This is a genomic window from Streptomyces sp. NPDC096152, from assembly GCF_044763235.1.
GTDB lineage: Bacteria > Actinomycetota > Actinomycetes > Streptomycetales > Streptomycetaceae > Streptomyces.
In genome coordinates, this window is sequence record NZ_JBIWFW010000003.1 from 503277 (window position 1) to 528915 (window position 25639).

At 72.1% G+C, this 25639-nt stretch carries 26 protein-coding genes; 13 read left to right on the forward strand and 13 right to left on the reverse strand.

All coding sequences use genetic code 11. From position 1 onward, the window contains the following. Window positions 1–386: 386 nt before the first annotated feature. Window positions 387–1073, reverse strand: coding sequence for a PH domain-containing protein (locus tag ACIQ9G_RS12500; protein WP_403608444.1), 687 nt, complete (start codon window positions 1071–1073; stop codon window positions 387–389). Window positions 1074–1247: 174 nt separating this feature from the next. On the opposite strand from ACIQ9G_RS12500, the gene deoC reads away from it, so the two are divergent. The 3 genes from deoC to ACIQ9G_RS12515 are packed head-to-tail and all read left to right on the forward strand — an operon-like array spanning window position 1248 to window position 4547. After that, window positions 1248–2207, forward strand: coding sequence for a deoxyribose-phosphate aldolase (deoC, locus tag ACIQ9G_RS12505; protein WP_403608813.1), 960 nt, complete (start codon window positions 1248–1250; stop codon window positions 2205–2207). Between the two features lie 5 nt (window positions 2208–2212). Further along, complete coding sequence (locus ACIQ9G_RS12510; protein ID WP_403608445.1) at window positions 2213–3649, forward strand: aldehyde dehydrogenase family protein; 1437 nt, start codon at window positions 2213–2215, stop codon at window positions 3647–3649. Then, a complete protein-coding gene (locus ACIQ9G_RS12515; protein ID WP_403608446.1) occupies window positions 3642–4547 on the forward strand; it encodes an aldehyde dehydrogenase family protein in 906 nt (301 codons plus the stop codon). Before ACIQ9G_RS12510 ends, ACIQ9G_RS12515 begins: the two co-directional genes overlap by 8 nt. Before the next feature lie 123 nt (window positions 4548–4670). Here the strand turns inward: ACIQ9G_RS12515 and ACIQ9G_RS12520 are convergent, their stop codons facing one another. After that, window positions 4671–5093 (reverse strand): hypothetical protein, encoded by a 423-nt coding sequence (locus tag ACIQ9G_RS12520; RefSeq protein WP_403608447.1) that lies wholly within the window; start codon window positions 5091–5093, stop codon window positions 4671–4673. Between the two features lie 127 nt (window positions 5094–5220). Here ACIQ9G_RS12520 and ACIQ9G_RS12525 point away from each other — a divergent pair, with 127 nt between their 5' ends. Then, window positions 5221–5856: a uridine kinase gene (locus tag ACIQ9G_RS12525; protein ID WP_403608448.1), complete on the forward strand. Its 636-nt coding sequence runs from the start codon at window positions 5221–5223 to the stop codon at window positions 5854–5856. A gap of 192 nt (window positions 5857–6048) precedes the next feature. On the opposite strand, the gene ACIQ9G_RS12530 is transcribed toward ACIQ9G_RS12525, so the two are convergent. Next, on the reverse strand, window positions 6049–6801 hold the full coding sequence (locus ACIQ9G_RS12530) for a SigE family RNA polymerase sigma factor (protein ID WP_403608449.1): 753 nt from the start codon (window positions 6799–6801) through the stop codon (window positions 6049–6051). 259 nt (window positions 6802–7060) lie between these two features. On the opposite strand from ACIQ9G_RS12530, the gene afsQ1 reads away from it, so the two are divergent. The 5 genes from afsQ1 to ACIQ9G_RS12555 all read left to right on the forward strand — a co-directional run bounded on the left by afsQ1 (window position 7061) and on the right by ACIQ9G_RS12555 (window position 10904). Further along, on the forward strand, window positions 7061–7738 hold the full coding sequence (gene afsQ1 / locus ACIQ9G_RS12535; RefSeq protein ID WP_356182571.1) for a two-component system response regulator AfsQ1: 678 nt from the start codon (window positions 7061–7063) through the stop codon (window positions 7736–7738). Further along, window positions 7735–9345 (forward strand): ATP-binding protein, encoded by a 1611-nt coding sequence (locus tag ACIQ9G_RS12540; RefSeq protein WP_403608450.1) that lies wholly within the window; start codon window positions 7735–7737, stop codon window positions 9343–9345. Before afsQ1 ends, ACIQ9G_RS12540 begins: the two co-directional genes overlap by 4 nt. Continuing rightward, window positions 9342–9974, forward strand: a complete 633-nt coding sequence (locus ACIQ9G_RS12545; RefSeq protein WP_403608451.1) for a hypothetical protein — start codon at window positions 9342–9344, stop codon at window positions 9972–9974. The genes ACIQ9G_RS12540 and ACIQ9G_RS12545 overlap by 4 nt, the downstream gene beginning before the upstream one ends. Window positions 9975–10080: 106 nt before the next feature. Continuing rightward, window positions 10081–10662, forward strand: a complete 582-nt coding sequence (locus ACIQ9G_RS12550; RefSeq protein ID WP_403608452.1) for a VanZ family protein — start codon at window positions 10081–10083, stop codon at window positions 10660–10662. Between the two features lie 41 nt (window positions 10663–10703). Beyond that, window positions 10704–10904 carry a PspC domain-containing protein gene (locus ACIQ9G_RS12555; RefSeq protein ID WP_392190880.1) on the forward strand — a complete coding sequence of 67 codons (201 nt, stop codon included), beginning with the start codon at window positions 10704–10706 and terminating at the stop codon, window positions 10902–10904. A 79-nt stretch (window positions 10905–10983) separates the two neighbouring features. On the opposite strand, the gene ACIQ9G_RS12560 is transcribed toward ACIQ9G_RS12555, so the two are convergent. Both ACIQ9G_RS12560 and ACIQ9G_RS12565 read right to left on the reverse strand, forming a co-directional pair. Further along, a complete protein-coding gene (locus ACIQ9G_RS12560) occupies window positions 10984–11334 on the reverse strand; it encodes an ATP-binding protein (protein WP_403608453.1) in 351 nt (116 codons plus the stop codon). Between the two features lie 127 nt (window positions 11335–11461). Then, entirely contained in the window at window positions 11462–12625 is a 1164-nt protein-coding gene (locus ACIQ9G_RS12565) for an adenosine deaminase (RefSeq protein WP_403608454.1), read from the reverse strand. 113 nt (window positions 12626–12738) lie between these two features. Between ACIQ9G_RS12565 and ACIQ9G_RS12570 the strand changes: the two genes are divergently transcribed. After that, window positions 12739–13500 (forward strand): alpha/beta hydrolase, encoded by a 762-nt coding sequence (locus ACIQ9G_RS12570; protein ID WP_403608455.1) that lies wholly within the window; start codon window positions 12739–12741, stop codon window positions 13498–13500. A 28-nt stretch (window positions 13501–13528) separates the two neighbouring features. On the opposite strand, the gene ACIQ9G_RS12575 is transcribed toward ACIQ9G_RS12570, so the two are convergent. Next, entirely contained in the window at window positions 13529–14503 is a 975-nt protein-coding gene (locus ACIQ9G_RS12575; RefSeq protein WP_403608456.1) for a LysR substrate-binding domain-containing protein, read from the reverse strand. 63 nt (window positions 14504–14566) lie between these two features. Between ACIQ9G_RS12575 and ACIQ9G_RS12580 the strand changes: the two genes are divergently transcribed. Together ACIQ9G_RS12580 and ACIQ9G_RS12585 are read left to right on the forward strand one after the other, a co-directional pair. After that, window positions 14567–15880, forward strand: a complete 1314-nt coding sequence (locus ACIQ9G_RS12580) for an MFS transporter (protein ID WP_403608457.1) — start codon at window positions 14567–14569, stop codon at window positions 15878–15880. Between the two features lie 146 nt (window positions 15881–16026). Then, window positions 16027–17040 carry a sigma-70 family RNA polymerase sigma factor gene (locus tag ACIQ9G_RS12585; RefSeq protein ID WP_403608458.1) on the forward strand — a complete coding sequence of 338 codons (1014 nt, stop codon included), beginning with the start codon at window positions 16027–16029 and terminating at the stop codon, window positions 17038–17040. Here the strand turns inward: ACIQ9G_RS12585 and ACIQ9G_RS12590 are convergent. Next, window positions 16924–17310: an STAS domain-containing protein gene (locus tag ACIQ9G_RS12590; RefSeq protein ID WP_403608459.1), complete on the reverse strand. Its 387-nt coding sequence runs from the start codon at window positions 17308–17310 to the stop codon at window positions 16924–16926. The genes ACIQ9G_RS12585 and ACIQ9G_RS12590 overlap by 117 nt on opposite strands. 135 nt (window positions 17311–17445) lie before the next feature. On the opposite strand from ACIQ9G_RS12590, the gene ACIQ9G_RS12595 reads away from it, so the two are divergent. Next, window positions 17446–18366, forward strand: a complete 921-nt coding sequence (locus ACIQ9G_RS12595) for an AEC family transporter (protein WP_403608460.1) — start codon at window positions 17446–17448, stop codon at window positions 18364–18366. 82 nt (window positions 18367–18448) lie between these two features. Here ACIQ9G_RS12595 and ACIQ9G_RS12600 read toward each other — a convergent pair whose 3' ends face one another. The 6 genes from ACIQ9G_RS12600 to ACIQ9G_RS12625 all read right to left on the reverse strand — a co-directional run bounded on the left by ACIQ9G_RS12600 (window position 18449) and on the right by ACIQ9G_RS12625 (window position 25560). Beyond that, window positions 18449–19732, reverse strand: coding sequence for a thymidine phosphorylase (locus tag ACIQ9G_RS12600; RefSeq protein ID WP_403608461.1), 1284 nt, complete (start codon window positions 19730–19732; stop codon window positions 18449–18451). A gap of 76 nt (window positions 19733–19808) precedes the next feature. Further along, window positions 19809–20210 carry a cytidine deaminase gene (locus tag ACIQ9G_RS12605; RefSeq protein WP_403608462.1) on the reverse strand — a complete coding sequence of 134 codons (402 nt, stop codon included), beginning with the start codon at window positions 20208–20210 and terminating at the stop codon, window positions 19809–19811. Next, the gene (locus ACIQ9G_RS12610; RefSeq protein ID WP_403608463.1) at window positions 20207–21469 is read right to left on the reverse strand and encodes an ABC transporter permease; all 1263 of its coding nucleotides are present in this window, start codon (window positions 21467–21469) and stop codon (window positions 20207–20209) included. Before ACIQ9G_RS12610 ends, ACIQ9G_RS12605 begins: the two co-directional genes overlap by 4 nt. Continuing rightward, window positions 21469–22590: an ABC transporter permease gene (locus ACIQ9G_RS12615; protein ID WP_403608464.1), complete on the reverse strand. Its 1122-nt coding sequence runs from the start codon at window positions 22588–22590 to the stop codon at window positions 21469–21471. The genes ACIQ9G_RS12610 and ACIQ9G_RS12615 overlap by 1 nt, the downstream gene beginning before the upstream one ends. Then, window positions 22587–24257 carry an ABC transporter ATP-binding protein gene (locus ACIQ9G_RS12620; RefSeq protein WP_403608814.1) on the reverse strand — a complete coding sequence of 557 codons (1671 nt, stop codon included), beginning with the start codon at window positions 24255–24257 and terminating at the stop codon, window positions 22587–22589. The genes ACIQ9G_RS12615 and ACIQ9G_RS12620 overlap by 4 nt, the downstream gene beginning before the upstream one ends. Before the next feature lie 247 nt (window positions 24258–24504). Further along, the gene (locus ACIQ9G_RS12625) at window positions 24505–25560 is read right to left on the reverse strand and encodes a BMP family protein (RefSeq protein ID WP_403608465.1); all 1056 of its coding nucleotides are present in this window, start codon (window positions 25558–25560) and stop codon (window positions 24505–24507) included. Window positions 25561–25639: the final 79 nt, after the last annotated feature.

Genomic DNA, 25639 nt, shown 5'->3' on the forward strand with positions numbered 1-25639 from the left:
ACCGGGCAGGGCGGCTGTCCGGACCGATGGGTCGACCGCACCGGACAGACGAGGTGGCGCCTCGGGCCGACGGGGCGCCTGCCCGGACCGGCGGGGCAGATGCCCAGGACCGGGCAGGGCGGCTGTCCGGACCGATGGGTCGACCGCACCGGACAGACGAGGTGGCGCCTCGGGCCGACGGGGCGCCTGCCCGGACCGGCGGGTCCGTTGCCCAGAGCCGGGCGGTCCGTTGCCCGGGGCCGCTGGATTGCTGGATTGGCTGCCCCGGACCGGCAGGTCGGCTGCCCCGGACCGGCAGGGCCGCCACCCCGGACCGGCAGGTCGGCTACCAGGGCCGGCGGGCCGCTCTCCCCGGACCGGCAGAGCCCCCCGAACGCCCCCCGGCGTCACCCCAAAGCGATCAGAATCACCAGCAGCACCGCCCCGGCGGCCGCCGGCCCGAGGATCTCGTACGCCCAGCGGACCGCGACCTCGCCCTGCGCCGTCTCGGTGTTCTCCCGGGCCTCCTGCATCTCGCGCAGGTCGTCCATGACCTGGTCGGTCGTGGCGCGCGTGGGCCCGGACTGCCCGCCCGCGGCCGGCGCACCGCCGCCGAACCCGAAGGCGCGCCCGCGCCCCCCTCCGCCCCGGGGCTCCCCGGAGGCGACGGTCCGCGCCGCCTGCCGCGCCGCCCTCTTTCGGGCGCGCAGCGACACGGGCAGCGCCCAGAGCTGGTACTTGGCCCCGGAACCGGTGACGACCTCGTTGGAGTAGCCGGACCGCAGGGTGGCGACCTGGCCCCAGGGCAGCACGATCACACGGAAGGGATTGCGGATGCGCAGCCGCTCGTCGTTGGCGTACACGGCCGGCCGCACGGTGAAGGCGATCACGAGCGGCACGACGAGGATCATCCCGGCGAGGGCCAGCCAGGGGGTGCGCCCGTGGCCGGTGAACAGCGCGTCGAAGCCGAGCCACGCGACGAGCGCGAGCAGCAGGACCCCGGTGAGGATGCCTGCGGGCGACCGGTGGACCCGGTCCGTGGAGCGGGGCGCGGGAGGCTGCGGCGCGGAGGGCTCGTGCTCGGGCGTCGTCATGCCCCCGATTCTGCCCGACGCCCCCGCCCCGGCTCACTCGCGGTGCCCCTCTCCTCGCTCCCACCCCTCCCTTCCCTCCCGCTTCCCCCGCCCCGCTCCCCTCTCCGCGCCAAGAGGAGAGGCCCCGGGGGGTGTACAGCCCGCTACGCGCGTAGATATGCTGGGCTGGTGACCATGCCCACCACTGCACCCACAGCACACGCTCTCTCGGACGTCGCCGCGTCCGACAGCACGCTGCGCCGCTTCCTCCACGGGCTGCCCGGCGTCGACACGGTCGGCCTGGAGGCGCGCGCCGCCTCCCTCGGCACCCGCTCCATCAAGACGACCGCGAAGGCGTACGCCATCGACCTCGCCATCTCGATGGTCGACCTGACGACGCTGGAAGGCGCGGACACCCCGGGCAAGGTCCGGGCGCTCGGCGCCAAGGCGGTCCACCCCGACCCCACCGACCGGACGACCCCGGCGACCGCCGCCGTCTGCGTCTATCCCGACATGGTGGCGACCGCCAAGGAGGCCGTCGCCGGCTCCGGCGTCAAGGTGGCCTCGGTCGCCACCGCCTTCCCGGCGGGCCGCGCCGCGCTCGACGTGAAGCTGGCCGACGTGCGCGACGCCGTGGCCGCGGGTGCCGACGAGATCGACATGGTCATCGACCGCGGGGCGTTCCTCGCGGGCCACTACCTGAAGGTGTACGACGAGATCGTCGCCGTGAAGGAGGCCTGCGGGACGTCCGCCCGCCTGAAGGTCATCTTCGAGACCGGCGAGCTCTCGACGTACGACAACATCCGGCGCGCGAGCTGGCTCGGCATGCTGGCCGGGGCCGACTTCATCAAGACCTCGACCGGCAAGGTCGCCGTCAACGCGACCCCCGCCAACACCCTCCTCATGCTGGAGGCCGTCCGCGACTTCCGCGCCCAGACCGGGGTCCAGGTGGGCGTCAAGCCCGCCGGCGGCATCCGCACCTCCAAGGACGCCATCAAGTTCCTCATCCTGGTCAACGAGACCGTCGGCGAGGACTGGCTGAACAACCACTGGTTCCGCTTCGGCGCCTCCTCGCTGCTGAACGATCTGCTGATGCAGCGTCAGAAGCTGGCCACCGGCCGCTACTCCGGCCCCGACTACGTGACGGTGGACTGATCACCATGGCATCCGCATTCGAGTACGCTCCGGCCCCCGAGTCCCGCGCGGTCGTCGACATCGCGCCCTCGTACGGCCTGTTCGTCGACGGCGAGTTCACCGAGGCGGCCGACGGCAAGGTCTTCAAGACGGTCAGCCCGTCCACCGAGGAGGTGCTCTCCGAGGTCGCGCAGGCCGGCGAGGCGGACGTGGACCGCGCGGTGAAGGCCGCCCGCAAGGCCTTCGAGAAGTGGTCCGCGCTGCCCGGCGCCGAGCGCGCCAAGTACCTGTTCCGCATCGCCCGCATCATCCAGGAGCGCAGCCGCGAGCTGGCCGTCCTGGAGACGCTGGACAACGGCAAGCCGATCAAGGAGACCCGCGACGCCGACCTCCCCCTGGTCGCCGCGCACTTCTTCTACTACGCGGGCTGGGCCGACAAGCTCGACCACGCCGGGTTCGGGGCGAACCCCCGGCCGCTGGGCGTGGCCGGCCAGGTCATCCCGTGGAACTTCCCCCTGCTGATGCTGGCGTGGAAGATCGCCCCGGCGCTGGCGACCGGCAACACGGTCGTGCTCAAGCCCGCGGAGACCACCCCCCTCTCGGCCCTGTTCTTCGCGGACATCTGCCGCCAGGCGGGCCTGCCCAGGGGTGTCGTCAACATCCTCCCCGGCTACGGCGACGCGGGCGCCGCGCTCGTCGGGCACCCGGACGTGAACAAGGTCGCCTTCACCGGCTCCACGGCCGTCGGCAAGGAGATCGCCCGCACGGTCGCGGGCACCCGCAAGAAGCTCACCCTCGAACTGGGCGGCAAGGGCGCCAACATCGTCTTCGACGACGCCCCCATCGACCAGGCCGTCGAGGGCATCGTGAACGGCATCTTCTTCAACCAGGGCCAGGTCTGCTGCGCGGGCTCGCGCCTGCTGGTCCAGGAGTCGATCCACGACGAGCTGCTGGACTCCCTGAAGCGCAGGCTCGGCACGCTCCGTCTGGGCGACCCCCTCGACAAGAACACGGACATCGGCGCGATCAACTCCGCCGAGCAGCTCTCGCGCATCACCTCGCTGGTCGAGCGGGGCGAGGCCGAGGGCGCCGAGCGCTGGTCGCCCGCCTGCGAACTGCCGTCCTCCGGCTACTGGTTCGCGCCGACGCTCTTCACCAACGTCACCCAGGCGCACACCGTCGCCCGCGACGAGATCTTCGGCCCGGTGCTGTCGGTCCTCACCTTCCGCACGCCCGACGAGGCCGTCGCCAAGGCCAACAACACCCCGTACGGCCTGTCCGCCGGCATCTGGACGGAGAAGGGCTCCCGGATCCTGGCCGTCGCGAACAAGCTGCGCGCCGGCGTCGTCTGGTCCAACACGTTCAACAAGTTCGACCCAACCTCGCCGTTCGGCGGCTACAAGGAGTCGGGCTTCGGCCGCGAGGGCGGCCGCCACGGCCTGGAGGCGTACCTCGATGTCTGAGAAGTCCGAGAAGATCGAGCGGCTGTCGGTCTTCAAGACCTACAAGCTGTACGTCGGCGGGAAGTTCCCGCGTTCCGAGAGCGGCCGGGTGTACGAGGTGACCGACGCAAAGGGCAACTGGCTGGCCAATGCTCCCCAGTCCTCCCGCAAGGACGCCCGTGACGCGGTGGTCGCCGCGCGCAAGGCGTTCGGCGGCTGGTCCGGCGCGACCGCGTACAACCGCGGTCAGATCCTCTACCGCATCGCCGAGATGCTGGAGGGCCGCCGTGACCAGTTCGTGCGCGAGGTGGCCGAGGCCGAGGGCCTGTCCAAGTCGAGGGCGGCCGCCCAGGTCGACGCGGCGATCGACCGCTGGGTCTGGTACGCGGGCTGGACCGACAAGATCGCCCAGGTGGTGGGCGGCGGAAACCCGGTGGCGGGCCCGTTCTTCAACCTCTCCACCCCCGAACCGACCGGCGTGGTGGCGGTCCTCGCTCCGCAGGACTCGTCCTTCCTCGGCCTGGTCTCGGTGGTCGCCCCGGTGATCGCCACCGGCAACACCGCGGTCGTGGTCGCGAGCGAGAAGTCCCCGCTCCCGGCGCTGTCCCTGGGCGAGGTGCTCGCCACCTCCGACCTGCCCGGCGGAGTGGTCAATGTGCTCTCCGGCCGTACGGCGGAGATCGCGGCGCCGCTCGCCGCGCACCAGGACGTCAACGCGGTCGACCTCGCGGGCGCCGACGAGTCGCTGGCGAAGGAGCTGGAGATCGCGGCGGCGGACAACCTCAAGCGCGTCCTGCGTCCACAGCCTGTGGACGACTGGTCGGCGGCGCCCGGCACCGACCGCATGACCGCCTTCCTGGAGACGAAGACGGTCTGGCACCCGACGGGTTCGCTGGGCGCGTCCGGCTCCTCGTACTGAGCCGCCGCACGCACGGAGCGCCGAAGGGCACGGAGCGCACCGACCGCTTCACCTCGCACAGACCGAGAGCCGCGCCTCCCCTCCGTCCGGGGGAGGCGCGGCTCTCCGCGTTCCGCGCGGGCGTCAGCCCAGCGGGCCGCCCGCGCCGCCGCCCAGCAGTCCGGTCACCTGCCCCAGCACCGGGATGCTGCCGACGGACGGCGCCTGCGCCACCGGACCGGTCAGCGCCCTGGAGGTCAGCGGCCGGAAGTCGGCGAGCTGGGTGCCGACGCCGTTGTCCAGCGGGTCGACGCCGGTGCCCGCGAGGGGGTTGGGCTTGAGGCCGGCGACCGGCCCGGTGACGTACCCGACGGTGCCGGTCGTCGCCGCCATTCCGGCCTGCGGGTCGACGCGGCCGAGGGAGGTGGGCCGGTGCTCGGCGCCCACCACGGGCAGGGTGTCCGCCGCGGCTGTCGTGGCACCCGCGCCCACGGCGACACCGGCGGTCGCCAGGGCGAACAGGGCGCGCCGGGCGGTGGGACGGGAAGGGGACGCGTGTCGAGCCATCTCTGAGGCCGCCTTCTGCTGCGCAAGGTAACGAGAACGGCACCCAGGGTAGTTGAGACGTAAGCCACGCTCCAAAGCCGACCCGCGGAGGCGGCAGACGGTTCACCATGCGTCAAACTGGTGTTCCGTGAGCCCTCATCTCCCGTCGCCTGCCCGTGTCGTGCTGCTCTGCGGCCCCTCGGGTTCGGGCAAGTCCCTGGTCGCCGCCCGTTCCGGGCTGCCCGTGCTGCGCCTCGACGACTTCTACAAGGAAGGTGACGACCCGACCCTGCCGCTGGTGGCGGGGAGTTCGGACATCGACTGGGACCACCCCGGGTCGTGGGACGCGGACGTCGCGGTCGAGGCGATCACCCGGCTGTGCGCCACGGGCAGCACGACGATACCGGTGTACGACATCGGGCTGAGTGCCCGTACCGGCGAGGAGACCCTGCACATCGGCCGCACCCCTCTGTTCATCGCGGAGGGCATCTTCGCCGCCGACATCGTCGGGCGCTGCCGCGAACTGGGCGTCCTGGCCGACGCGCTGTGCCTGTCGCGCGGGCCGGTCACCACCTTCCGCCGCCGCTTCCTGCGGGACCTGCGGGAGGGCCGCAAGTCGGTGCCGTTCCTGCTGCGCCGCGGCTGGCGTCTGATGCGCGCCGAGCGGTCGATCGTCGCCCGCCAGGTCGCGCTGGGCGCCCACCCGTGCGACCGCGACGAGGCACTCGGCCGGCTCGCGGCCGCGGCGGTGGGGCGGCAGCCGCAGGCACGCACGGCGGCGTGACGGCCGTACGCCCTCGGCAACGGCGGCACGCGTCACGCCCGTACGTGTCACACTCGCGCGCACGGCCCGTAAACGCCGAAGCGGGACTGGACGGACCCCCCGGCCCTCCAGTCCCGCTCCTTGGTGCTCCCCCACATTCCCCCGTGGTGGTGCTCCCCCGTGTTCCCCGTTCCCCCCAGACCTTCGTACGGCTCAGGCGACGAGCTCGCCGAAGGACTCCTCCTCGTCACGGCCGAAGCTGAGGACCTCGTCCTCGCGCAGCCGGCGCAGGGACCGCCAGATGCTGGACTTGACCGTGCCGACACTGATGTCGAGGATCTCCGCGATCTCCGGGTCCGTGCGGCCCTCGTAGTAGCGCAGGACCAGCATGGTGCGCTGGAGTTCGGGCAGCCGGGCCAGCGCCTGCCACAGGACCGCGCGCAGCTCGGTGCCGCGCATCGCGTCCGTGTCGCCGGCCGTCTCCGGCAGTTCCTCGGTCGGGTACTCGTTGAGCTTGCGGCGCCGCCAGGCGCTGATGTGCAGGTTCGTCATCGTCCGGCGGAGGTATCCGCCGACCGCCGCCTTGTCGCTGATCCGGTCCCATGCCTTGTACGTCGAGAACAGCGCGCTCTGCAGCAGGTCCTCGGCCTCGAAGCGGTCACCGGTGAGGTGGTAGGCGGTTGCGTACAGGGAGGCGCGGCGCTCCTGCACGTAGGCGGTGAACGCCGCTTCGGCGTCCCCCGTCCCCGGCAGGGACCGGCGCTCCCCCGAGCCCTCCCCGTACGCGGCTCCCCCGTGAGCCTCCCCCGTGCGAGCGTCAACCACCGTCATGAACCCGGTGTGCTGACGCCCGGTGCTGCGAGCGCACCCCCGCAGGCTCACAGCACCGGACTTCTCGGAACCTCGCGCCACGTCGTGCAGGCGCGTGACCACTGCGCTGTCGCTGGTGCTGTGCAGCGTGCTCATCTCGCGCCCCCCGTCGTGGACTTACCGGTCTTCCGTGCTTCCTTGCCTGTGCCGAGAAGCTTGCCGCCGCCACTTCATGGCCGTGTCCGCCGACTGTCACAGACGTGTCACAGGGCCCCTGCGTGCCGCGCCCCGCACGGTGACGGAGGAGAGCGGCACGGCTACGCAGACGTGCGCGCGCCGGCGATCGTGCGCGGGAGACGGGTGGGAGCGCTCCAAGTGTCGCTACCCCGCCCCGGCATGGGCCAGAATGAGCCCCGTGCCTTCCCTGTTGCTGATCGAGGACGACGACGCCATCCGGACGGCCCTGGAGCTCTCACTGACGCGCCAGGGGCACCGCGTGGCCACCGCTGCCAGTGGCGAGGACGGTCTGAAGCTGCTGCGCGAGCAGCGGCCGGACCTCATCGTGCTGGACGTGATGCTGCCCGGCATCGACGGGTTCGAGGTGTGCCGTCGCATCCGGCGCACGGACCAGTTGCCGATCATCCTGCTGACCGCGCGCAACGACGACATCGACGTGGTGGTGGGCCTGGAGTCCGGCGCCGACGACTATGTCGTCAAGCCCGTGCAGGGACGGGTGCTCGACGCCCGGATCCGTGCCGTGCTGCGCCGCGGCGAGCGGGAGGCGAACGACTCGGCGGCCTTCGGCAGCCTCGTCATCGACCGGGCCGCGATGACGGTGACGAAGAACGGCGAGGACCTCCAGCTCACCCCCACCGAGCTCCGGCTGCTGCTGGAGCTGAGCCGGCGGCCGGGGCAGGCGCTGTCCCGGCAGCAGTTGCTGCGGCTGGTGTGGGAGCACGACTACCTGGGTGACTCGCGGCTGGTGGACGCCTGTGTCCAGCGGCTGCGCGCCAAGGTCGAGGACGTGCCCTCGTCCCCGACGCTGATCCGCACGGTGCGCGGGGTCGGTTACCGCCTGGACGCGCCTCAGTGACCGAACGGCAAGGGGGGGTCCGCGGCTGGGCCGCGGGTCGCAGAGGAGTTCTGTCGCGGCTGCGGTTCACCAGCCTGCGGCTGCGGGTGGTCGTCGTCTTCGGGCTGGTGGCGCTGACCGCCGCCGTGTCCGCCTCCGGGATCGCGTACTGGCTCAACCGCGAGGCCGTGCTGACCCGTGCCCAGGACGCGGTGCTGCGCGACTTCCAGCAGGAGATGCAGAACCGGGCGGGGGCGCTGCCGGTGCACCCCACCCAGGACGAACTCCAGCACACCGCTGGGCAGATGGCGAGCAGCAGCCAGCGCTTCGGCGTGCTGCTGGTCGCACAGGACCCGGGCGGCAAGACCGTGTACGGCAGTTCGGACGGCCTGAGCGGCTTCTCCCTGGAGGACGTGCCGAGGCCGCTGCGCGCCGCGGTGAACAAGCGGCAGTCGGGTTCCTCGGCGGGCCGGTCGCCGTACCACCTGTACTGGCAGCGGGTCGTCGAGCACGGCACCCCGTATCTCGTGGCCGGCACCCGGGTGATCGGGGGCGGCCCGACCGGCTACATGCTGAAGTCGCTGGAGCCGGAGGCCAAGGACCTCAACTCGCTCGCGTGGTCGCTCGGCATCGCCACCGCGCTGGCGCTCATCGGCTCCGCGCTGCTGGCGCAGGCCGCCGCCACGACCGTCCTGAAGCCGGTGCACCGGCTGGGCGTGGCCGCCCGGCGGCTCGGCGAGGGCAAGCTGGACACCCGGCTGAGGGTGTCCGGGACCGACGAACTCGCCGATCTGTCACGGACGTTCAACAACGCGGCCGAGGCGCTGGAGAAGCGGGTCGCCGACATGGCCGGGCGGGACGATGCCTCCCGGCGTTTCGTGGCGGACATGTCCCATGAGCTGCGCACTCCGCTGACCGCCATCACCGCCGTGACGGAGGTGCTGGAGGAGGAGCTGGAGTCCGGGAGCGGCAGCATCGACCCGATGATCGAGCCGGCGGTGCGGCTGGTGGTCAGCGAGACCCGGCGGCTGAACGACCTGGTCGAGAACCTGATGGAGGTGACCCGCTTCGACGCGGGCACCGCCCGGCTGGTCCTGGACGACGTGGACCTCGCCGACCAGATCACCGCGTGCATCGACGCCCGTGCCTGGCTGGACGCGGTGGAGCTGGACGCGGAGCGCGGCCTGCACGCCCGGCTCGACCCGCGCCGCCTGGACGTCATCCTCGCCAACCTCATCGGCAACGCGCTCAAGCACGGCGGCTCCCCGGTGCGGGTGTCGGTCCGGGAGGCGGACCACGAGATCGTCATCGCGGTCCGGGACCACGGGCCCGGCATTCCCGAGGACGTCCTGCCGCACGTCTTCGACCGGTTCTACAAGGCGAGCGCCTCCCGGCCGCGTTCCGAGGGCAGCGGACTGGGCCTGTCCATCGCCATGGCCAACGCCCATATCCACGGCGGCGACATCACCGCCGCCAACTCGCCCGAGGGCGGCGCCGTGTTCACGCTGCGGCTGCCGCGGGACGCCTCGGAGCTCGCCGAGGAGGCCGGCCGGCAGGGGCAGGGCGGCGGCAAGGGCAGGGGCAGGGGTGACGGGGACGGCGCCGGATCGAAGGGGGGCGTCCGATGAGGGCGCGTACGACGCGCGGACGGGGCACGGCCGTACGCCGCCTGCCGGCGCTGGTGGTGCTGGCCGCGGTGCTCACGGGCTGCGGGATCCGGGCCACGGAGGTGCCGACCGACTTCGGCGCCGCACCCTCCCGCGTGCCCTGCTCGCTGAGCGAGCCGGACATCTCCACGCAGTCCTCGCGCGGGGTCCCGGTCCAGGTCTTCCTGCTGTGCGGTTCGTCGCTGGTGACCGTCGACCGGACGGTGCGGGTGCCGGACGGCACGGCGGACGCCAAGCGGCGGGTGCGGGTGGCCCAGGGGCTGCTCGACCAGCTCGCCATGACGCCGTCGGCCAGTGAGAAGGGCGCGGGCTACTCGACGGACGTGCGCGGCGGGATGTCGGTGAGCGGTCCGGGTCCCCGGGACCCGGAGGACGCGCTGCGCCTGAGCACCGCGCCGAGCGAGCTGACGTCGTACGCGCTCGCCCAGATCGTCTGCACCTTCTCCGACTCGGCGGCCGCCGAGGGCGACGGGTCGGTGATCCTGGGCGGCCCGGGCAGCAGGGCGCCGCTGCGCTACGAGTGCACCGATGCGGTCCGGTCCCGGCCGGGGACCGCCGAGCCGCCGTCGAGCGAGGCCACGGCGGGCTGATCCGGTCCCCGGCGGCCGCCGGCGCCTCCGCTGTGGCACAGGCCTCATCCGGATCCGGGGACACGGTCTCGGAACCGATCCCGCCGGTGGCCGCGTCTTGGGGGGCGTGCAGCGTCAAGGCTCCGTCTGCGGCAGCGCCGCGAACCACGTCCGTGTGACAGGGAGTGTCCTCCTTGTGGCACACCTCGCGCTCGTCGCCTGGCTCACGCTGCGTCCGCTGGACGTCCCCTGGATGATGCCGGCCAACTTCCGTCCGCTCGCGACCGTCCGCGCCGATCTGGCGCTGGGCTGGCCGGAGGCGGCCCGGCACATCGGCGAGGGGCTCGCGCTGCTCGCGCCGCTGGGGGTGCTGCTGCCTTTGGTGCACGGCAGGCTCTGCGCCTCCTCAGTGGCCTCGCTGGTCCGCACCGTCGCCGCGGGCGCCCTGATCTCCGTGGGCATCGCCCTGCTGCAGACGGGAGTGCCCGGCCGGGTCGTGGACGTCGACACGCTGCTGCTGAACACGGCGGGAGTGGCCCTCGCGCATCTCGCGGTGGTGCCCGCGGGCCGCGCGCGGCTCCGTCGCGGGGCCGAGCGCCGGGAGCGTACGGCCGTCCGCCCGGAGGAGCCGGCTCAGGGTCGTACCCCAACGATTCCCAGGGTCGGGATCGCCCCCTGGAGCGATGCTTTGCCCCCTTCGTCTCCGTAGTGTGGAAGGCACAGAAGCCCTCCCAGACGAAGGAGCCGCACATGACCGCCCTCGCCCGCCCCACCCAAGGCCGCATGATCGGCGGAGTGTGCGCAGCGCTGGCGCGGCGCTTCGGCACCTCCGCCACGACGATGCGGGTGATCTTCCTGCTCTCCTGCCTGCTGCCGGGGCCGCAGTTCGTGCTCTACATCGCGCTGTGGATCCTGCTCCCCTCCGAGGACAAGGCGCCCACGGCCTGGTGAGCGCCCGCGCGTGAACGCCGTCGGGGCGCACCCGGAAGCAACGGGTGCGCCCCGACGGCGCGTTCGGCGGCGGTGCGGCTCAGCCCAGCGGGAGACCGTTCACCGGCAGGCCGTGGGTGGGCAGGCCCTGGAGGGGCAGTCCGCCGAGCAGGCCGGCGACCGGCTTGGTCGGGCCGTGCTCCAGCGTGCTCTGGGCGACCGGCTGCGCGGCGGCGAGCCCCGTCTGCATCGCGGGCTTGGCCTGGTTCAGCGCCTGGCCGGCCGGCAGGGTCCTGGCGACGTTGTCCGTCGGCAGCGCCTTGCTGACGGTGCCCAGTGCCTGGCCGGCGTCCGGCACGGCCGGGGCGGCGTTCGCGGCGCCCGCGCCGGCGGCGGCGAAGGCGGCACCGAGGGCGGCGACACCGAGGGTCTTGACGGCAGACTGCTTCATAAAAACGCGTCCTTGAATGGATGACGGGGAACTGAGCGGTTCTCGACCGTAAACATGGCGACCCGTCCGCCGCAAACATCGAAATGCGGACGGGTTGTGAAGCCCGCCCGCACCGATAATGCCCCGATCAGCCCTCCGAGGCCACAGAACCGCTGGTGGAAGGGGCCCGCTGAAACAGCCATTCGGATTTCAGCTCGGCATATCCAGGCTTGATCACGTCATTGATCACCGCGAGTCGTTCATCGAAAGGAATGAACGCTGATTTCATCGCATTGACAGAGAACCACTGGATGTCGTCGAGCGTGTAACCGAATGCCTCGACAAGGTGCTCGAATTCCCGGCTCATGCTGGTGTGGGACATCAGCCGGTTGTCCGTGTTGACCGTGGCCCGGAAGTGCAGGCGCCGCAGCAGCCCGATCGGGTGCTCGGCGTAGGAGGAGGCGGCGCCGGTCTGGAGGTTGGAGCTCGGGCACAGCTCCAGCGGGACGCGCTTGTCGCGGACGTACGAGGCCAGCCGTCCGAGCTCGACCGAGCCGTCCTCGCGGACCTCGATGTCGTCGATGATGCGCACCCCGTGGCCGAGCCGGTCGGCGCCGCACCACTGCAGCGCCTGCCAGATGGACGGCAGCCCGAAGGCCTCACCGGCGTGGATGGTGAAGTGGTTGTTCTCCCGCTTCAGGTACTCGAAGGCGTCGAGGTGCCGGGTGGGCGGGTGGCCGGCCTCGGCCCCGGCGATGTCGAAGCCGACGACTCCCAGGTCGCGGTAGCGGTTGGCGAGTTCGGCGATCTCCAGGGCGCGGGCCGCGTGCCGCATCGCGGTGAGCAGCGCGCCGACGCGGATGCGCCGGCCGTTCTCCCGGGCCAGCCGTTCCCCTTCCCGGAAGCCCTCGTTGACGGCCTCGACGACCTCCTCCAGGCTCAGTCCGCCCTCGAGGTGCTGTTCGGGCGCGTAGCGCACCTCGGCGTAGACGACGCCGTCCTCGGCGAGGTCCTCGGCGCACTCGCGGGCGACCCGCACGAGGGCCTCCCGGGTCTGCATCACGCCGACGGTGTGCGAGAAGGTCTCCAAGTACCGTTCCAGGGAACCGGAGTCGGCCGCCTCACGGAACCACAGGCCGAGCTTGTCCGGGTCGGTCTCGGGGAGTTGGGAGTAGCCCGACGCGCGGGCGAGGTCGACGACGGTGCCGGGGCGGAGCCCGCCGTCGAGGTGGTCGTGCAGCAGAACCTTGGGCGCCCGGCGGATCTGGTCCGAGCTCGGGGTGTTCCCCAGGTGGGCAGTCTGGCTCGTCATTTCCGCACTCTAACTCCTACGCGCGTAGATCGTTCCGTGTACACATCCGTCGATACGTAACGGTGACCGCACGGAAGGGTGGCGTACACCGGCGCTTCTGAGAATGTTCTGTCATGGCACAGGAAGCGACGCCGGTTCGCACGGCCCGGCTGGGGAGGACGCTCGGCGCGGAGCCGGCGACGGTGAGCGGAGTGGTGCTGCTGCTCCCCGGCGGCCAGGCGGTGTCCGGCCGCAGGCCCGCGCCGGTGCTGGCGGCGGCCTCCGTACGGGCCCTGGGGCGCCGGCTGGCCCGCGCGGGGCGGGCGGAGGGCCTGGCCACCCACGTGGTGCACTACCGCTACCGCGGCTGGAACGGCAGCGAGGCCCATCTCGCCCGCGACGCCGCCTGGGCCGCCGACGAGGTCGTACGGCGCTACGGCGACGTCCCCGTCTGCCTGGCCGGTGTCGACATGGGCGGCCGGGCGGCGCTGCACGCGGGCGGGCACGAGGCCGTCAACTCCGTGGTGGCGATCGCCCCGTGGCTGCCCGAGGACGACGTGGCCGCCTCGCCCGAACCGGTGAAGCAGCTCGCCGGGCGCCGGGTGCTGATCGTGCACGGCACCAACGACGGGCGCACCGACCCCGAGCTGTCCTTCCGCTTCGCGGCGCGGGCGAAGAAGGCGAACCGGGACGTGTGCCGGTTCGAAGTCCACGCCGACGGTCACGGGTTGCACCAGTACCGGGACGAAGTCCTCTCCCTCGCCGCGGACTTCGTCATGGGGTCGCTGTTCGGGCGGGCGGTCTCGCGGCCGGTGCAGGACGCGCTGGCGGCACCGCCGCCGCTGGGGCTGCGGATGCCGCTGGCCGCGGGGTTCGGGAAGACCCTGCACCGGTAGGGCGGCGGGCCCGCTCCCGGGTGGCGGCTCAGTCGGGCAGCAGGCTGCCGCGGCGGGACAGCAGGAACCTCTTGAACGCGGCCACCGGGGGCGTGTCCGGGTGGCCCTCCCGCCAGGCCACGCCGATCTCGCGTACCGCGCGCGGGGCCGTGACGGTCAGTTCGGCCACACCCGGCCTCGGGACGGCCGGGGGCGGCAGGAGGGCGACCCCGAGCCCCGCCGCGACCAGACCGCGCAGCGTCTCCGCCTCCTCCCCCTCGAAGGCGACGCGCGGGGTGAAACCCGCCTCGCGGCACAGGTCGTCGGTGATGCGGCGCAGACCGTAGCCGGGCTCCAGGGTCACGAAGGTCTCGTCGGCGGCCTCGGCCAGGCGGACGCGGCGGCGGGCGGCGAGGCGGTGGCCGGCCGGGACGACCAGGCGCAGCTTCTGCTCGTCCAGGCGGCGGGCGGCGAGGTCCGGCGCGTCCGGCACGGGAGAGGTCAGGCACAGGTCCAGTTCCCCCGCGCGCAGCCCCTCCAACATGGCCTCGCCGTAGTTCTGGACGAGGCTGAAACGGACCCGGGGATGGTCGGCGCGGAAGGCCTGGAGCAGACCGGGCACGGTCTCGGCGCCCATGGTGTGCAGGAAGCCGAAGGCGACCTTGCCGGTGGCCGGGTCCGCGTCGGCGCGCACCTCCTCGGCGGCCCGCTCGATCTCGGCGAGGGCGCGTTCGACGTGGCCGAGGAAGGTGCGTCCGGCGGGGGTGAGGGAGATCGTCCGGCCCCGGCGGGCGAAGAGGTCGACGCCGAGGTCCTCCTCCAGCCGGACCATGGCCCGGGAGAGCGTGGACTGCGGGACCTGCATCTCCTGCGCGGCACGGGTGACGTGCTCGGTCCGGGCGACCCCGGCGAAGTGGGCGAGCCGGGGCGCGAGCAGCAGCGCGACCTCCTCGCCGCTCTTTTCGATGTCTTCTGTGTCACCGGACGGTGACAGGCGAGCTCGTGACCTCTGCTGATGCACCATGGGAACGATTATGGCGATTCCATGCATTGGACGGATGAGCGGGCCCTCCCTACCGTCGAGGACATGTCTTGCGCCGATACCGGGGCTTCCACCGTCGTGGGCGCCGCACCCGCCGTACCCGCCGGCTCCACCGCTTCCACCGCCTCCCTCCCCTCCCCCGCCGACTCCCGTATGACCCCCGGCGGTCCCGGTTACCGCCGGATGAGCCTCGCCCTCTTCCTCGCGGGCGTGGCGACCTTCGCGCTGCTGTACTCCACCCAGGCCCTGCTGCCGCTGATCTCCGGCGAGTTCGCGGTGGCGGCGAGCGAGGCGAGCTGGACCGTGGCGGCCGCGACGGGCGGGCTGGCGCTGTTCGTCCTGCCGATGAGCGCGCTGTCGGAGCGGTTCGGCCGGCGCGCGGTGATGACCGCCTCGCTGGCGGTCGCGGTGACGATCGGGCTGATGGTGCCCTTCGCCCCCTCGCTCGGCGCGCTGGTGGTGCTGCGGGCTCTGCAGGGCGCGGCGCTGGCCGGTCTGCCCGCCTCGGCGCAGGCGTACCTGGCGGAGGAGGTCCGGCCCAAGGCGCTGGTCACCGCGATCGGCCTGTTCGTCGCGGGCAACAGCGTGGGCGGCATGAGCGGCCGGGTCGTCACCGGCTGGGTCGCCCAGGAGTGGGGCTGGCGGGCCGCCGTCGGGACGATCGGCGTGATCGCGGTGGCCTGCGCGGTGGCCTTCCGGCTCCTGCTGCCGGCGCCGCGGCACTTCGCCCCGGGCTCGCTGCGCCCGCGGGTGCTGGCCCGCACGGTCCGCGACCACCTCGCCGACCCGCTGCTGCGCCGCCTGTACGCGATCGGGGCGCTGTTCATGACGGTGTTCGGCGGTGTCTACACGGTGATCGGCTACCGCCTGACCGAGGCGCCCTTCTCGCTCCCGCAGGGCATCGTCGGCTCGATCTTCCTGGTGTACCTGGTCGGCACGGTGTCCGCCTCGACGGCGGGCCGGCTGGTGGGGCGGCTGGGCCGCAGGGGCGCCCTCTACCTCGCGGCCGCCACCACGGCGGCGGGTCTGCTGCTGTCCCTGCTCGGCTCGATCGCCCTGGTCCTGCCCGGCCTGGTGCTGATCACGGCGGGCTTCTTCGCGGGCCACGCCGTCGCCTCCTCGGCGGTCAGCCGGACGGCGACCCACGGCCGCGCCCAGGCCTCCGCCCTCTACCAGTCCGCGTACTACGTCGGCTCCAGCGCCGGCAGCACCCTCGGCGCCCTGGCCTTCCACGCGCGGGGCTGGTTCGGCACGGTCGGCGTCGGCCTGCTGGCGGTGGTGGGCGTGGTGGCGATCACGGCGCTCGGCTCCCGGGCGGCGCGGGTGGCCGCCGGGCGGGAGGCGGTCCCGGCCCACTGAGCGAACCGCTCATGTCCGTGCGGCGAACGGACCGAAGTGGTCGGCTGTGCGCTCGGGGAGCCGTTGTCAGTGGCCTGCGGTAGCTTCCGAAGTGCCGGGGCGCGACGACGCGCACCGGCCGGGACGGCCACAGGGGCGGGTGGACGATGAGCGACGGCACGGCGACGACGGACCTCGACGCGCAGCTGGAGAAGTACCGGGTCGAGCTGACCGGGTACTGCTACCGGATGCTCGGCTCGTCCTTCGAGGCCGAGGACGCGGTCCAGGACACCCTGGTCCGCGCCTGGCGGAGCCACGACCGGTTCGAGGGGCGCTCCAGCCTCCGCTCCTGGCTCTACCGCATCGCGACCAACGTCTGCCTGGACATGCTGACGGCGGGCGGCAAGCGGGCCCGGCCCATGGACCTGACGGAGTCGACGCCGCTGGCCCGGGCCGCTCTCGCCCCCCGCCCGGACAGCACCTGGCTGGAGCCGATGCCGGACGCCCGCGTCCTGCCCGCGGTGGAGGACCCGGCGGAGGCGGCCGTCGCCAAGGAGTCGGTGCGGCTCGCCTTCATGGCCGCCCTGCAGCAGCTCCCGCCCAAGCAGCGGGCCGTGCTGATCCTGCGCGAGGTGCTGGCCTGGCGGGCGAGCGAGGTGGCCGAGCTGCTCGGCACCACGGTCGCGTCGGTCAACAGCGCCCTGCAGCGGGCGCGTGCCGCGCTCGCCGAGCGGGACGACCGGGGCGCCGGCGCGGCCGTCTCGGACCCGCTCGACGAGGAGCAGCAGAAACTGCTGGAGCGCTATGTGAAGGCGTTCGAGGGGTACGACATGACGGCGCTGACGGCGCTGCTGCACGAGGACGCCGTCATGACGATGCCGCCGTTCGACCTGTGGCTGACCGGCCCGGCGGACATCACCGGCTTCATGACGACGCTCGGCGCCTCCTGCGCGGGCTCCCGTCTGCTGCCCGTGCGGGCCAACGGGCTGCCCGGCTTCGCCCACTACAAGCCGGACCCGGACAAGGGCGGCTTCAGCGCGTGGGCCGTGCAGGTGCTGGAGGTGTCAGAGGGCCGGATCACCGGGTTCCACTGCTTCCTCGACACCCAGCGCTGGTTCCCGCTGTTCGGGCTGCCCCTCCAGCTCGAAGCGGAGTCCGACCAGGTCGAGCAGGGCGGGTAGCGCGGGGTCGGGGTCGCGCAGCCGGATCCGGCCCCCGGCCCGCCGGGCGGCGACCTCCAGCCGGGCCAGCAGGTCGACCACGCCGAGCCCCGGCGGCCCGAGCCCACCCACGTCGCACACGACGAGCCCGGCTCCCCCCGCCGCCAGCAGCGCCCGCACCTCCTCGCACAGACCCGCCACCTCGGTACGGGTGACGGGTCCGGCGAGCACGAGTACGGGCGGTGTCGTGGCGTCCACGACCGGTAGACGTCCGCGGCGGGCCCGACTCATCGGTGCCCGCCGCGGCCGGGGCCGGCGAGGATCACATTGACCTGCCGCCCTCCCGCCCCGGAGGGTTTGCTGGATGGACCACGTATCTGCTCCGACCGGGATCTCCGCGGGCCTCCCGACCGTGAGGGGGGCCGTGTGCGGGGGGTGCTGAGCGGGTTCGCGGTCATCGCCGTCGTCATCGGTGTCGGCTATGTGATCGGGCGACGCGGTTCTCTGGGCCCGCACGCCCGTGAGGTCCTCACCAAGCTGGCCTTCAGCGTGGCCTCCCCGGCCCTGCTGTTCACCACGCTGGCCCGGGCCGACCTGTCGGTGATCTTCTCCAGCCGGCTGCTGGTCACGGCGATGAGCACGGCGGCCGTCGCGGCCGTCTTCGTGGCCGTGGGGGCGGTACGGGGCTGGGGCGTGGGCCGCACCACGATCGGCGCCCTGTGCTCCAGTTACGTCAACTCGGGCAACCTCGGCATCCCGATCGCCGTGTACGTCCTGGGGGACGCGTCCCTGGTGGCCCCGGTACTGCTGTTCCAGCAGATCATGGTCACGCCCCTCGCGCTGACGGTCCTGGACCTGTCCGGCAGGGGCGAGAAGGGCCCGCTGTGGCGGCGGCTGCTCACGCCGTTGCGCAACCCGATCGCGGTCGGCTCACTGACCGGGGTGCTGGTGTCGGCGACCGGCTGGACGGTGCCGGGCCCGGTGATGGCCCCCCTGACCCTGATCGGGAACATGTCCGTCCCCGCGGTCCTGCTGGCCTACGGCATCTCCCTGCGCGGCAGCGCCGCCCCCGGCCGGGGACACGACCGCCACCTGGTCCTGCTCTCCGTCGCCCTGAAGTCGGCGGGCCAGCCGCTGGCGGCCTGGGCGCTGGCCTCGGGAGTCTTCGGCCTGCGCGGCGCCCCGCTCCTGGACGTGGTGGTCACCTCGTCCCTGCCCGCCGCCCAGAACCTGTTCACCTACGCGAGCCGCTACCGCGTCGGCGAGTCCCTGGCCCGCGAGTCGATCCTGCTGTCGACGATCCTGTCGGTGCCGGTCCTGGTGCTGGTGGCGGCGCTGCTGGGGTGACGGGCCGTGAAGTCGTCGAACATGCCGAACGGGACCGGCGCAGGTCCACCGATCCCGTTCGCCCGAAAGGAGAAACGCCTGGTCAGGCGATACGTTCCAGCACCACCGGGGAGGCGGTGAAGTCCGTGCCGGGGGCGGCGATGTCGTAGGAGCCCGCCACCGCCTCCAGCGCGTACGCGAAGCGCTCCGGGGTGTCCGTGTGGAGGGTCAGCAGGGGCTGGCCCTCGGTGACCGGGTCGCCGGGCCTGGCGTGCATCTCGACGCCCGCGCCCGCCTGCACCGGGTCCTCCTTGCGGGCACGTCCGGCGCCCAGGCGCCAGGCGGCGACGCCGATGCCGTAGGCGTCCAGGCGGGTCAGGACACCGGACGCCGGGGCCGTGATCACGTGCTGTTCGCGCGACGTGGGCAGCGGAGCGTCCGGGTCGCCGCCCTGGGCCGCGATCATGCGCCGCCAGACGTCCATCGCGGAGCCGTCGGCGAGGGCCTTGGCCGGGTCGGCGTCCTTCAGGCCGGCCGCGTCGAGCATCTCGCGGGCCAGCGCGAGCGTCAGCTCGACCACGTCCGCCGGGCCGCCGCCCGCGAGGACCTCGACCGACTCGCGGACCTCCAGCGCGTTGCCCGCGGTCAGGCCGAGCGGGGTGGACATGTCGGTGAGGAGCGCGACCGTCCGCACCCCGTGGTCCGTGCCCAGGCCGACCATCGTGGAGGCCAGTTCGCGCGCGTCCTCGAGCGTCTTCATGAAGGCGCCCGTGCCCACCTTCACGTCCAGGACCAGCGAACCGGTGCCCTCCGCGATCTTCTTGGACATGATGGACGAGGCGATCAGCGGGATGGCCTCGACCGTGCCGGTCACGTCGCGCAGCGCGTACAGCTTCTTGTCCGCCGGGGCCAGGCCGTCACCGGCCGCACAGATCACCGCGCCGACGCCGTCCAGCACGGACAGCATCTCCTCGTTCGACAGCAGCGCCCGCCAGCCCGGGATCGACTCCAGCTTGTCCAGCGTGCCGCCGGTGTGGCCGAGGCCCCGGCCGGAGAGCTGGGGGACGGCCGCGCCGCAGGCCGCGACCAGCGGGGCCAGGGGCAGCGTGATCTTGTCGCCGACGCCGCCCGTGGAGTGCTTGTCCGCCGTCGGCCGGGACAGGGAGGAGAAGTCCATGCGCTCGCCGGAGGCGATCATCGCGGCGGTCCAGCGGGCGATCTCCCGGCGGTCCATGCCGTTGAGCAGGATGGCCATCGCGAGCGCGGACATCTGCTCGTCGGCGACCTCCCCGCGGGTGTACGCGTCGATGACCCAGTCGATCTGCTCGTCGCTGAGCTCGCCGCGGTCCCGCTTGGTGCGGATGACGGAGATGGCGTCCATGGCCATGGCGTTCCTTCCGGGGTTGCGAAGGTGCGCGGCCCCCCTGAGCCAGGACGATCGACTCAGAGGGGCCGCACGGGAGTTACTTGGTGAGATGGTCCGGGCCGAAGGCCTGCGGCAGCATCTCCGACAGCGGCAGGACCCCCGCCGGGGTCTCCAGCAGCAGGTTCGGCCCGCCGAACTCGTACAGCAGCTGGCGGCAGCGGCCGCACGGCACGAGGATCTCGCCGTTGCCGTCCACGCAGGTGAAGTGGGTCAGCCGGCCGCCCCCGCTGTTCTGCAGCTGCGACACGAGCCCGCACTCGGCGCACAGACCGAGCCCGTACGAGGCGTTCTCGACGTTGCAGCCGGTGACGACGCGTCCGTCGTCGACCAGGGCCGCGACGCCGACCGGGTAGCCCGAGTAGGGGGCGTACGCGCGGGACATCGCCGCGCGTGCCTCCTCGCGCAGGGCCGCCCAGTCGAAGGCCGCTTCCGCGGTCACTTGCCCTGTCCCTTCCGGTAGGGCAGACCGTCCGCCTTCGGCATCCGCAGGCGCTGCGCGGACAGCGACAGCACGAGCAGGGTGACGATGTACGGGGCCGCCGTCACGAGCTGGCGCGGGACCTCGTTGGTGGAGGAGTACCAGACGTACATCAGGACCGCGATCACGCCGGTGACCAGCGCGGGGACGTACTTCTTCTTCCAGGCGAGGTACGCCGTGCCGAACACCAGCAGGATGGCGAGCAGCAGGATCAGCGCGTGGACGTTGACCGTGCCGCCGCGCAGGTTGAGGCTGTCGGTGTAGCCGAACAGGCCCGCGCCGAGGGCGAGGCCGCCAGGCATCCAGTTGCCGAAGATCATCGCGGCGAGACCGATATAGCCGCGCCCGGCCGTCTGGCCGTCCAGGTAGACGTTCGAGGCCACGATCGACAGGAACGCGCCGCCCAGGCCCGCGAAGCCGCCGGAGATGATCACGGCGATGTACTTGTACTTGTAGACGTTCACGCCGAGGGACTCGGCGGCCACCGGGTTCTCGCCGCAGGAGCGCAGCCGCAGGCCGAAGGCGGTGCGCCACAGCACCCACCAGCTGGCCGGCACCAGAGCGACCGCGATGACGGTGAGCGGCGACAGGTCGGTGACCAGGCCGCCGAGCAGGCCCGCGAGGTCGGAGACCAGGAACCAGTGCTTCTGGTTGAGGGTGTCCAGCCAGGCGGACAGGCCCGGGATGTCGAAGCTGCCGAGCGAGTCGATCGGCGGCGACTGCTTGGAGGAGCCCTGCGGGGCGTTCTCGAAGGTGAACTTCGACAGGTAGCGGGTGAGGCCGAGGGCCAGGATGTTGATCGCCACACCGGAGACGATGTGGTTGACGTTGAAGGTCACGGTGGCGATGGCGTGCAGGACGGCGCCGAGGGCGCCGCCGATGATGCCGAAGACCACACCGGTCCACGGGCCCCACTGGTAGCCGGCCCACGCGCCGAACCAGGTGCCGAGGATCATCATGCCCTCGAGACCGATGTTGACGACGCCGGAACGCTCGGACCACAGGCCGCCGAGACCGGCGAGCCCGATCGGCACGGCCAGCCGCAGCGCGGTGGACATCTGCCCGGTCGAGGTGATGCCGTCGGCACCGGTGACGAGGCGGACGGCGGACGTCAGGACCAGTACGCCCGCGATGATCAGCAGGAGTACCGGGAGCGAGAAACGGCGGCCGCTCCTGCCGGGCTGCTTCGCCTGGGGCTTGGCGATGGTCGCGGTGCTCATCAGGCCGCCACCTCCTTGTTGGTGTTCTGGGCGGCGGCCGCGGCCAGCTCCGCGCCGACCTGGCGCTGCTGACGGCGCAGCCCCCACTGGCGTACGGCCTCGTACGAGATGACGACCGCGAAGACGATCAGACCCTGCATGATCGTGGCGATCTCCTTCTCGTACGCCACCGGGGTCGCGTAGTCGAGGGCGGGGGACGCCTTCTCCAGGAAGGCCCACAGCAGGGCGGCGAGCGCGATGCCGCCGGGGTTGTTGCGGCCGAGCAGGGCGATGCCGATGGCGGTGAAGCCGAGGCCGGCCGGGAAGCTCAGGCTGTAGGTGTGGGTGTCGCCGAGCAGCAGCGGCAGGCCGGACAGGCCCGCGACCGCGCCGGAGATCAGCATGGCGGTGAGCACCATCCGCCTGGAGTCGACGCCGGAGGCCGCGGCGGCGGTCTCCGAGGCGCCGGAGGCGCGCAGATCGAAGCCGAAGCGGGTGCGGTTGAGGACGAGCCAGTACAGGACGCCGAGCAGGACCGCGAGGAAGACCAGGCCGTAGATCTGGCCGACGTCCGAGCCCAGGTCGATGCCGGGGAACCAGCCGGAGTTCTTCATGATGCCGGTCGTCATGTTGTTGCCGACCTGCACGCCCCAGACGTCGGCGAGGGTCACATAGCCGATGATGCTGGTGGCGATGGCGTTCAGCATGATCGTGGCGACGACCTCGCTCACGCCCCGGGTCACCTTCAGCACGCCCGCGATGCCGGCCCAGAAGGCGCCGGTGGACATCGCGACGAGCAGCAGCAGGGGGATCTGCAGCGGCGCCGGCAGGGCGACGTGCGCGCCGACCACGGCGGTCATCACGACGGCGAGCCGGTACTGGCCGTCGACGCCGATGTTGAACAGGTTCATCCGGAAGCCGAGGGCCACCGCGAGCGCCGCGATGTAGTACAGCGACGCCTGGTTGATGATCAGGACCTGGACGTCGGAGTACGGCAACTGCTCCAGCATCAGCGTGTACGGCTCGACCGGGCTCTTGCCGGAGGCGAGCAGCACGACCGAGGTCAGCACGATCGCCAGGAGGAGCGCGATGACCGGTCCGGCCACCGCCAGGAGCACCCGCTCCTTGTCGAACTTCTTCATCGGGCCTCGTCCTCCGGACCGGCTTCCTCGGGGGTCTCTACGTGTTCCAGGTGACCGGACGCGGCACCCGTCATGGCGGAGCCCAGCTCCTCCGGGGTGATGGTGGCCGGGTCGGCGTCCGCGACCAGCCTGCCGTTGTAGATCACGCGCAGGGTGTCCGACAGACCGATCAGCTCGTCCAGGTCGGCGGAGATCAGCAGCACGGCCAGGCCCTCGCGGCGGGCCTCGCGGATGTGGTCCCAGATCGCGGCCTGCGCGCCGACGTCCACACCGCGGGTGGGGTGGGCGGCGATGAGGAACTTCGGGCTGTGGCTCATCTCGCGGCCGACGATCAGCTTCTGCTGGTTGCCGCCGGAGAGGGAGGCGGCGGTGACGTCGATGCCGGGGGTGCGCACGTCGTACTGCTCGACGATCCGCCGGGTGTCCTCCTGGGCTCCCTTGGGGTCGAGCCAGAAGCCCTTGGCGTTGGGGCGCTCGGTGACGTGGCCGAGTATGCGGTTCTCCCACAGCGGGGCCTCGAGGAGCAGGCCGTGGCGGTGGCGGTCCTCGGGGATGTAGCCGATGCCCTCCTCGCGGCGCCTGCGGGTGGCCCAGGCGGTGATGTCCTCGCCGAGGAAGGAGACGGAGCCGGAGTCGGCCTTCTTCAGGCCGATCAGCGCGTCGATCAGCTCGGTCTGGCCGTTGCCCTCGACACCGGCGATGCCCATGACCTCGCCGGCGTGGATGGTGAAGGTGACGTCGTCGAGGACGCGGCGCACTTCCGCGCCGCTCTCGGCGGTGGCCTCGGTGAGCAGGCCGGTGGCGCTGGGCTCGGCGAACTCGCCGAGGGAGGCGCCGCCGGTGGCGTAGGCGGTCAGGTTGCGGACCTCGATCACCGGCTTGTCCGTGACCGTCGACTCGGCCGTCTCCGGGGTGGGCAGCTCGCTGCCGACCATCATCTCGGCGAGCTGGCGCGGGGTGGTCTCGGCGGGGACGGCAGTGCCCACCGTGGTGCCACGCCGGATGACGGTGATCTCGTCGGCGACCGACAGGACCTCGCCCAGCTTGTGGGAGATGAAGATGACGGAGAGGCCCTCGGACTTCAGCTCGCGGAGGTTGTCGAAGAGCGCGTCGACCTCCTGCGGGACGAGCACGGCGGTCGGCTCGTCGAGGATCAGGGTCCGGGCGCCGCGGTAGAGGACCTTGAGGATCTCCACGCGCTGGCGGTCGGCGACGCCGAGGTCCTCCACGAGGACGTCCGGGCGGACGCCGAGGCCGTACCGTTCGGAGATCTCCTTGATCTTCCTGCGCGCGCCCGCGCCGATGCCGTACAGCTTCTCGCCGCCGAGCGCCACGTTCTCCAGCACGGTCAGGTTGTCGGCCAGCATGAAGTGCTGGTGGACCATGCCGATGCCGCGGGCGATCGCGTCGGCGGGGCTGCCGAAGCTCACCTGCTCGCCGTCGATCGCGATGGTGCCCTCGTCCGGCTTCTGCATGCCGTAGAGGATCTTCATCAGGGTCGACTTGCCGGCGCCGTTCTCACCGACCAGGGCGTGCACGGTGCCCTTGCGGACCGTCAGGTGGATGTCGTGGTTGGCGACGACACCGGGGAATCGCTTGGTGATGCCCGCGAGCTCTACCGCGATCGTCGACGGTGCGGTGAGCGGAGGGCTGCTGGACGCGTCGATGGCGCACTCTCCTTGGGAAAGGGGCCACTCTACGCGCGTAGCGCCCCTGCTTTGAATAGTGCTCGGACCTGATCGATCTTGAGTTGCCTGCGATCCGTTCCGAGCATTCTGCCGCGCGAACGGGGTGCGAGTTCCGTCATGTTCCTCGCACCCCGTTCCGTGGCCGTAACGCTGCCACTACAGCGTCCTCTTGACCATGCCCGCGACCGGATCTCCGCCCGGTCCCGACAGGTCCGAGACCGTCAGGTCAGGAGGTCTTGACCTTGATGGTGCCGTTCTTGATGCCTTCCTCGGCCTTCTTCAGCGCGGCCTGCAGGTCGGCGTTGTTCTTGAAGACGGGGTTGGAGTCGGCGAGGCTCACGCCGCCGTTGTCCAGGGAGCCGCGGATCTCGCCGGACAGCGGCTTCTTGTCCTTGACGACCGACTTGGCGAGGTCGTACACCGCGCCCGAGACGTTCTTCATGGCCGAGGTGAGGATGTGGTCCTTGTACTTCGCCAGCGCGGCCTGGGTGTACTGGTCGGAGTCGACGCCGATGGCCCACACCTTGCGGGTGGCGGCGGCCTTGATGACGCCCTGACCGGACAGGCCGGCGGCGTGGTAGACGACGTCCGCTCCGGCGTCGATCTGGCCGTTCGCGGCGCTCTCGCCCTTGTCGGGGCTGGAGAACCCGCCCTCCTGCGGCGTCTGCGTCAGGTACTGCTTCTCGATCTTGATCTTCGGGTTGACCGACTGGGCACCCTGGATGAAGCCCGCCTCGAACTTGTGGATCAGCGGGATGTCCACGCCGCCGATGAAGCCGATGTGGTTCTTCTTGGTGGTCTTGGCGGCGGCGACACCGGCGAGGTAGGAGGCCTCCTCCTCGTGGAAGACCATGTCGGCGACGTTCTTCGACTGGACGGTGTTGTCGTCGATGATGCCGAAGGTCACCTTCGGGAACTTCGCGGCCACCTCCTTGACGGCGGGCGCGTACACGAAGCCGACCCCGATGACCGGGTTGTAGCCCGCCTTGGCGAGCGTCTCCAGGCGCTGCACCTTGTCGGGGTCCGTCTCGCCGTCCTGCGGCTCGACGTCGCGGCCGCCGACGCCGAAGTCCTTCTCGGCCTTCTGGAAGCCGGCGTACGCGGCGTCGTTGAAGGACTGGTCGCCCTTGCCGCCGATGTCGTACGCGAGGCCTATGCCCTTGGACTTGCCGCCGCCGCCGGCGCCGGCGGACGAGGTGGACGAGCTGCCACAGGCGGATACGGTGATGGCGAGAGCTGCGGTTGCAACGCCTGCAACCGCGATACGGGACACCCGGCGCATGGAACGAGACTCCTTTGTGCAAGCGCCCAAACCAGGCGCTGGTTCCGCCGCAGCGTAACGCGCGTAGACCAGACGGAAA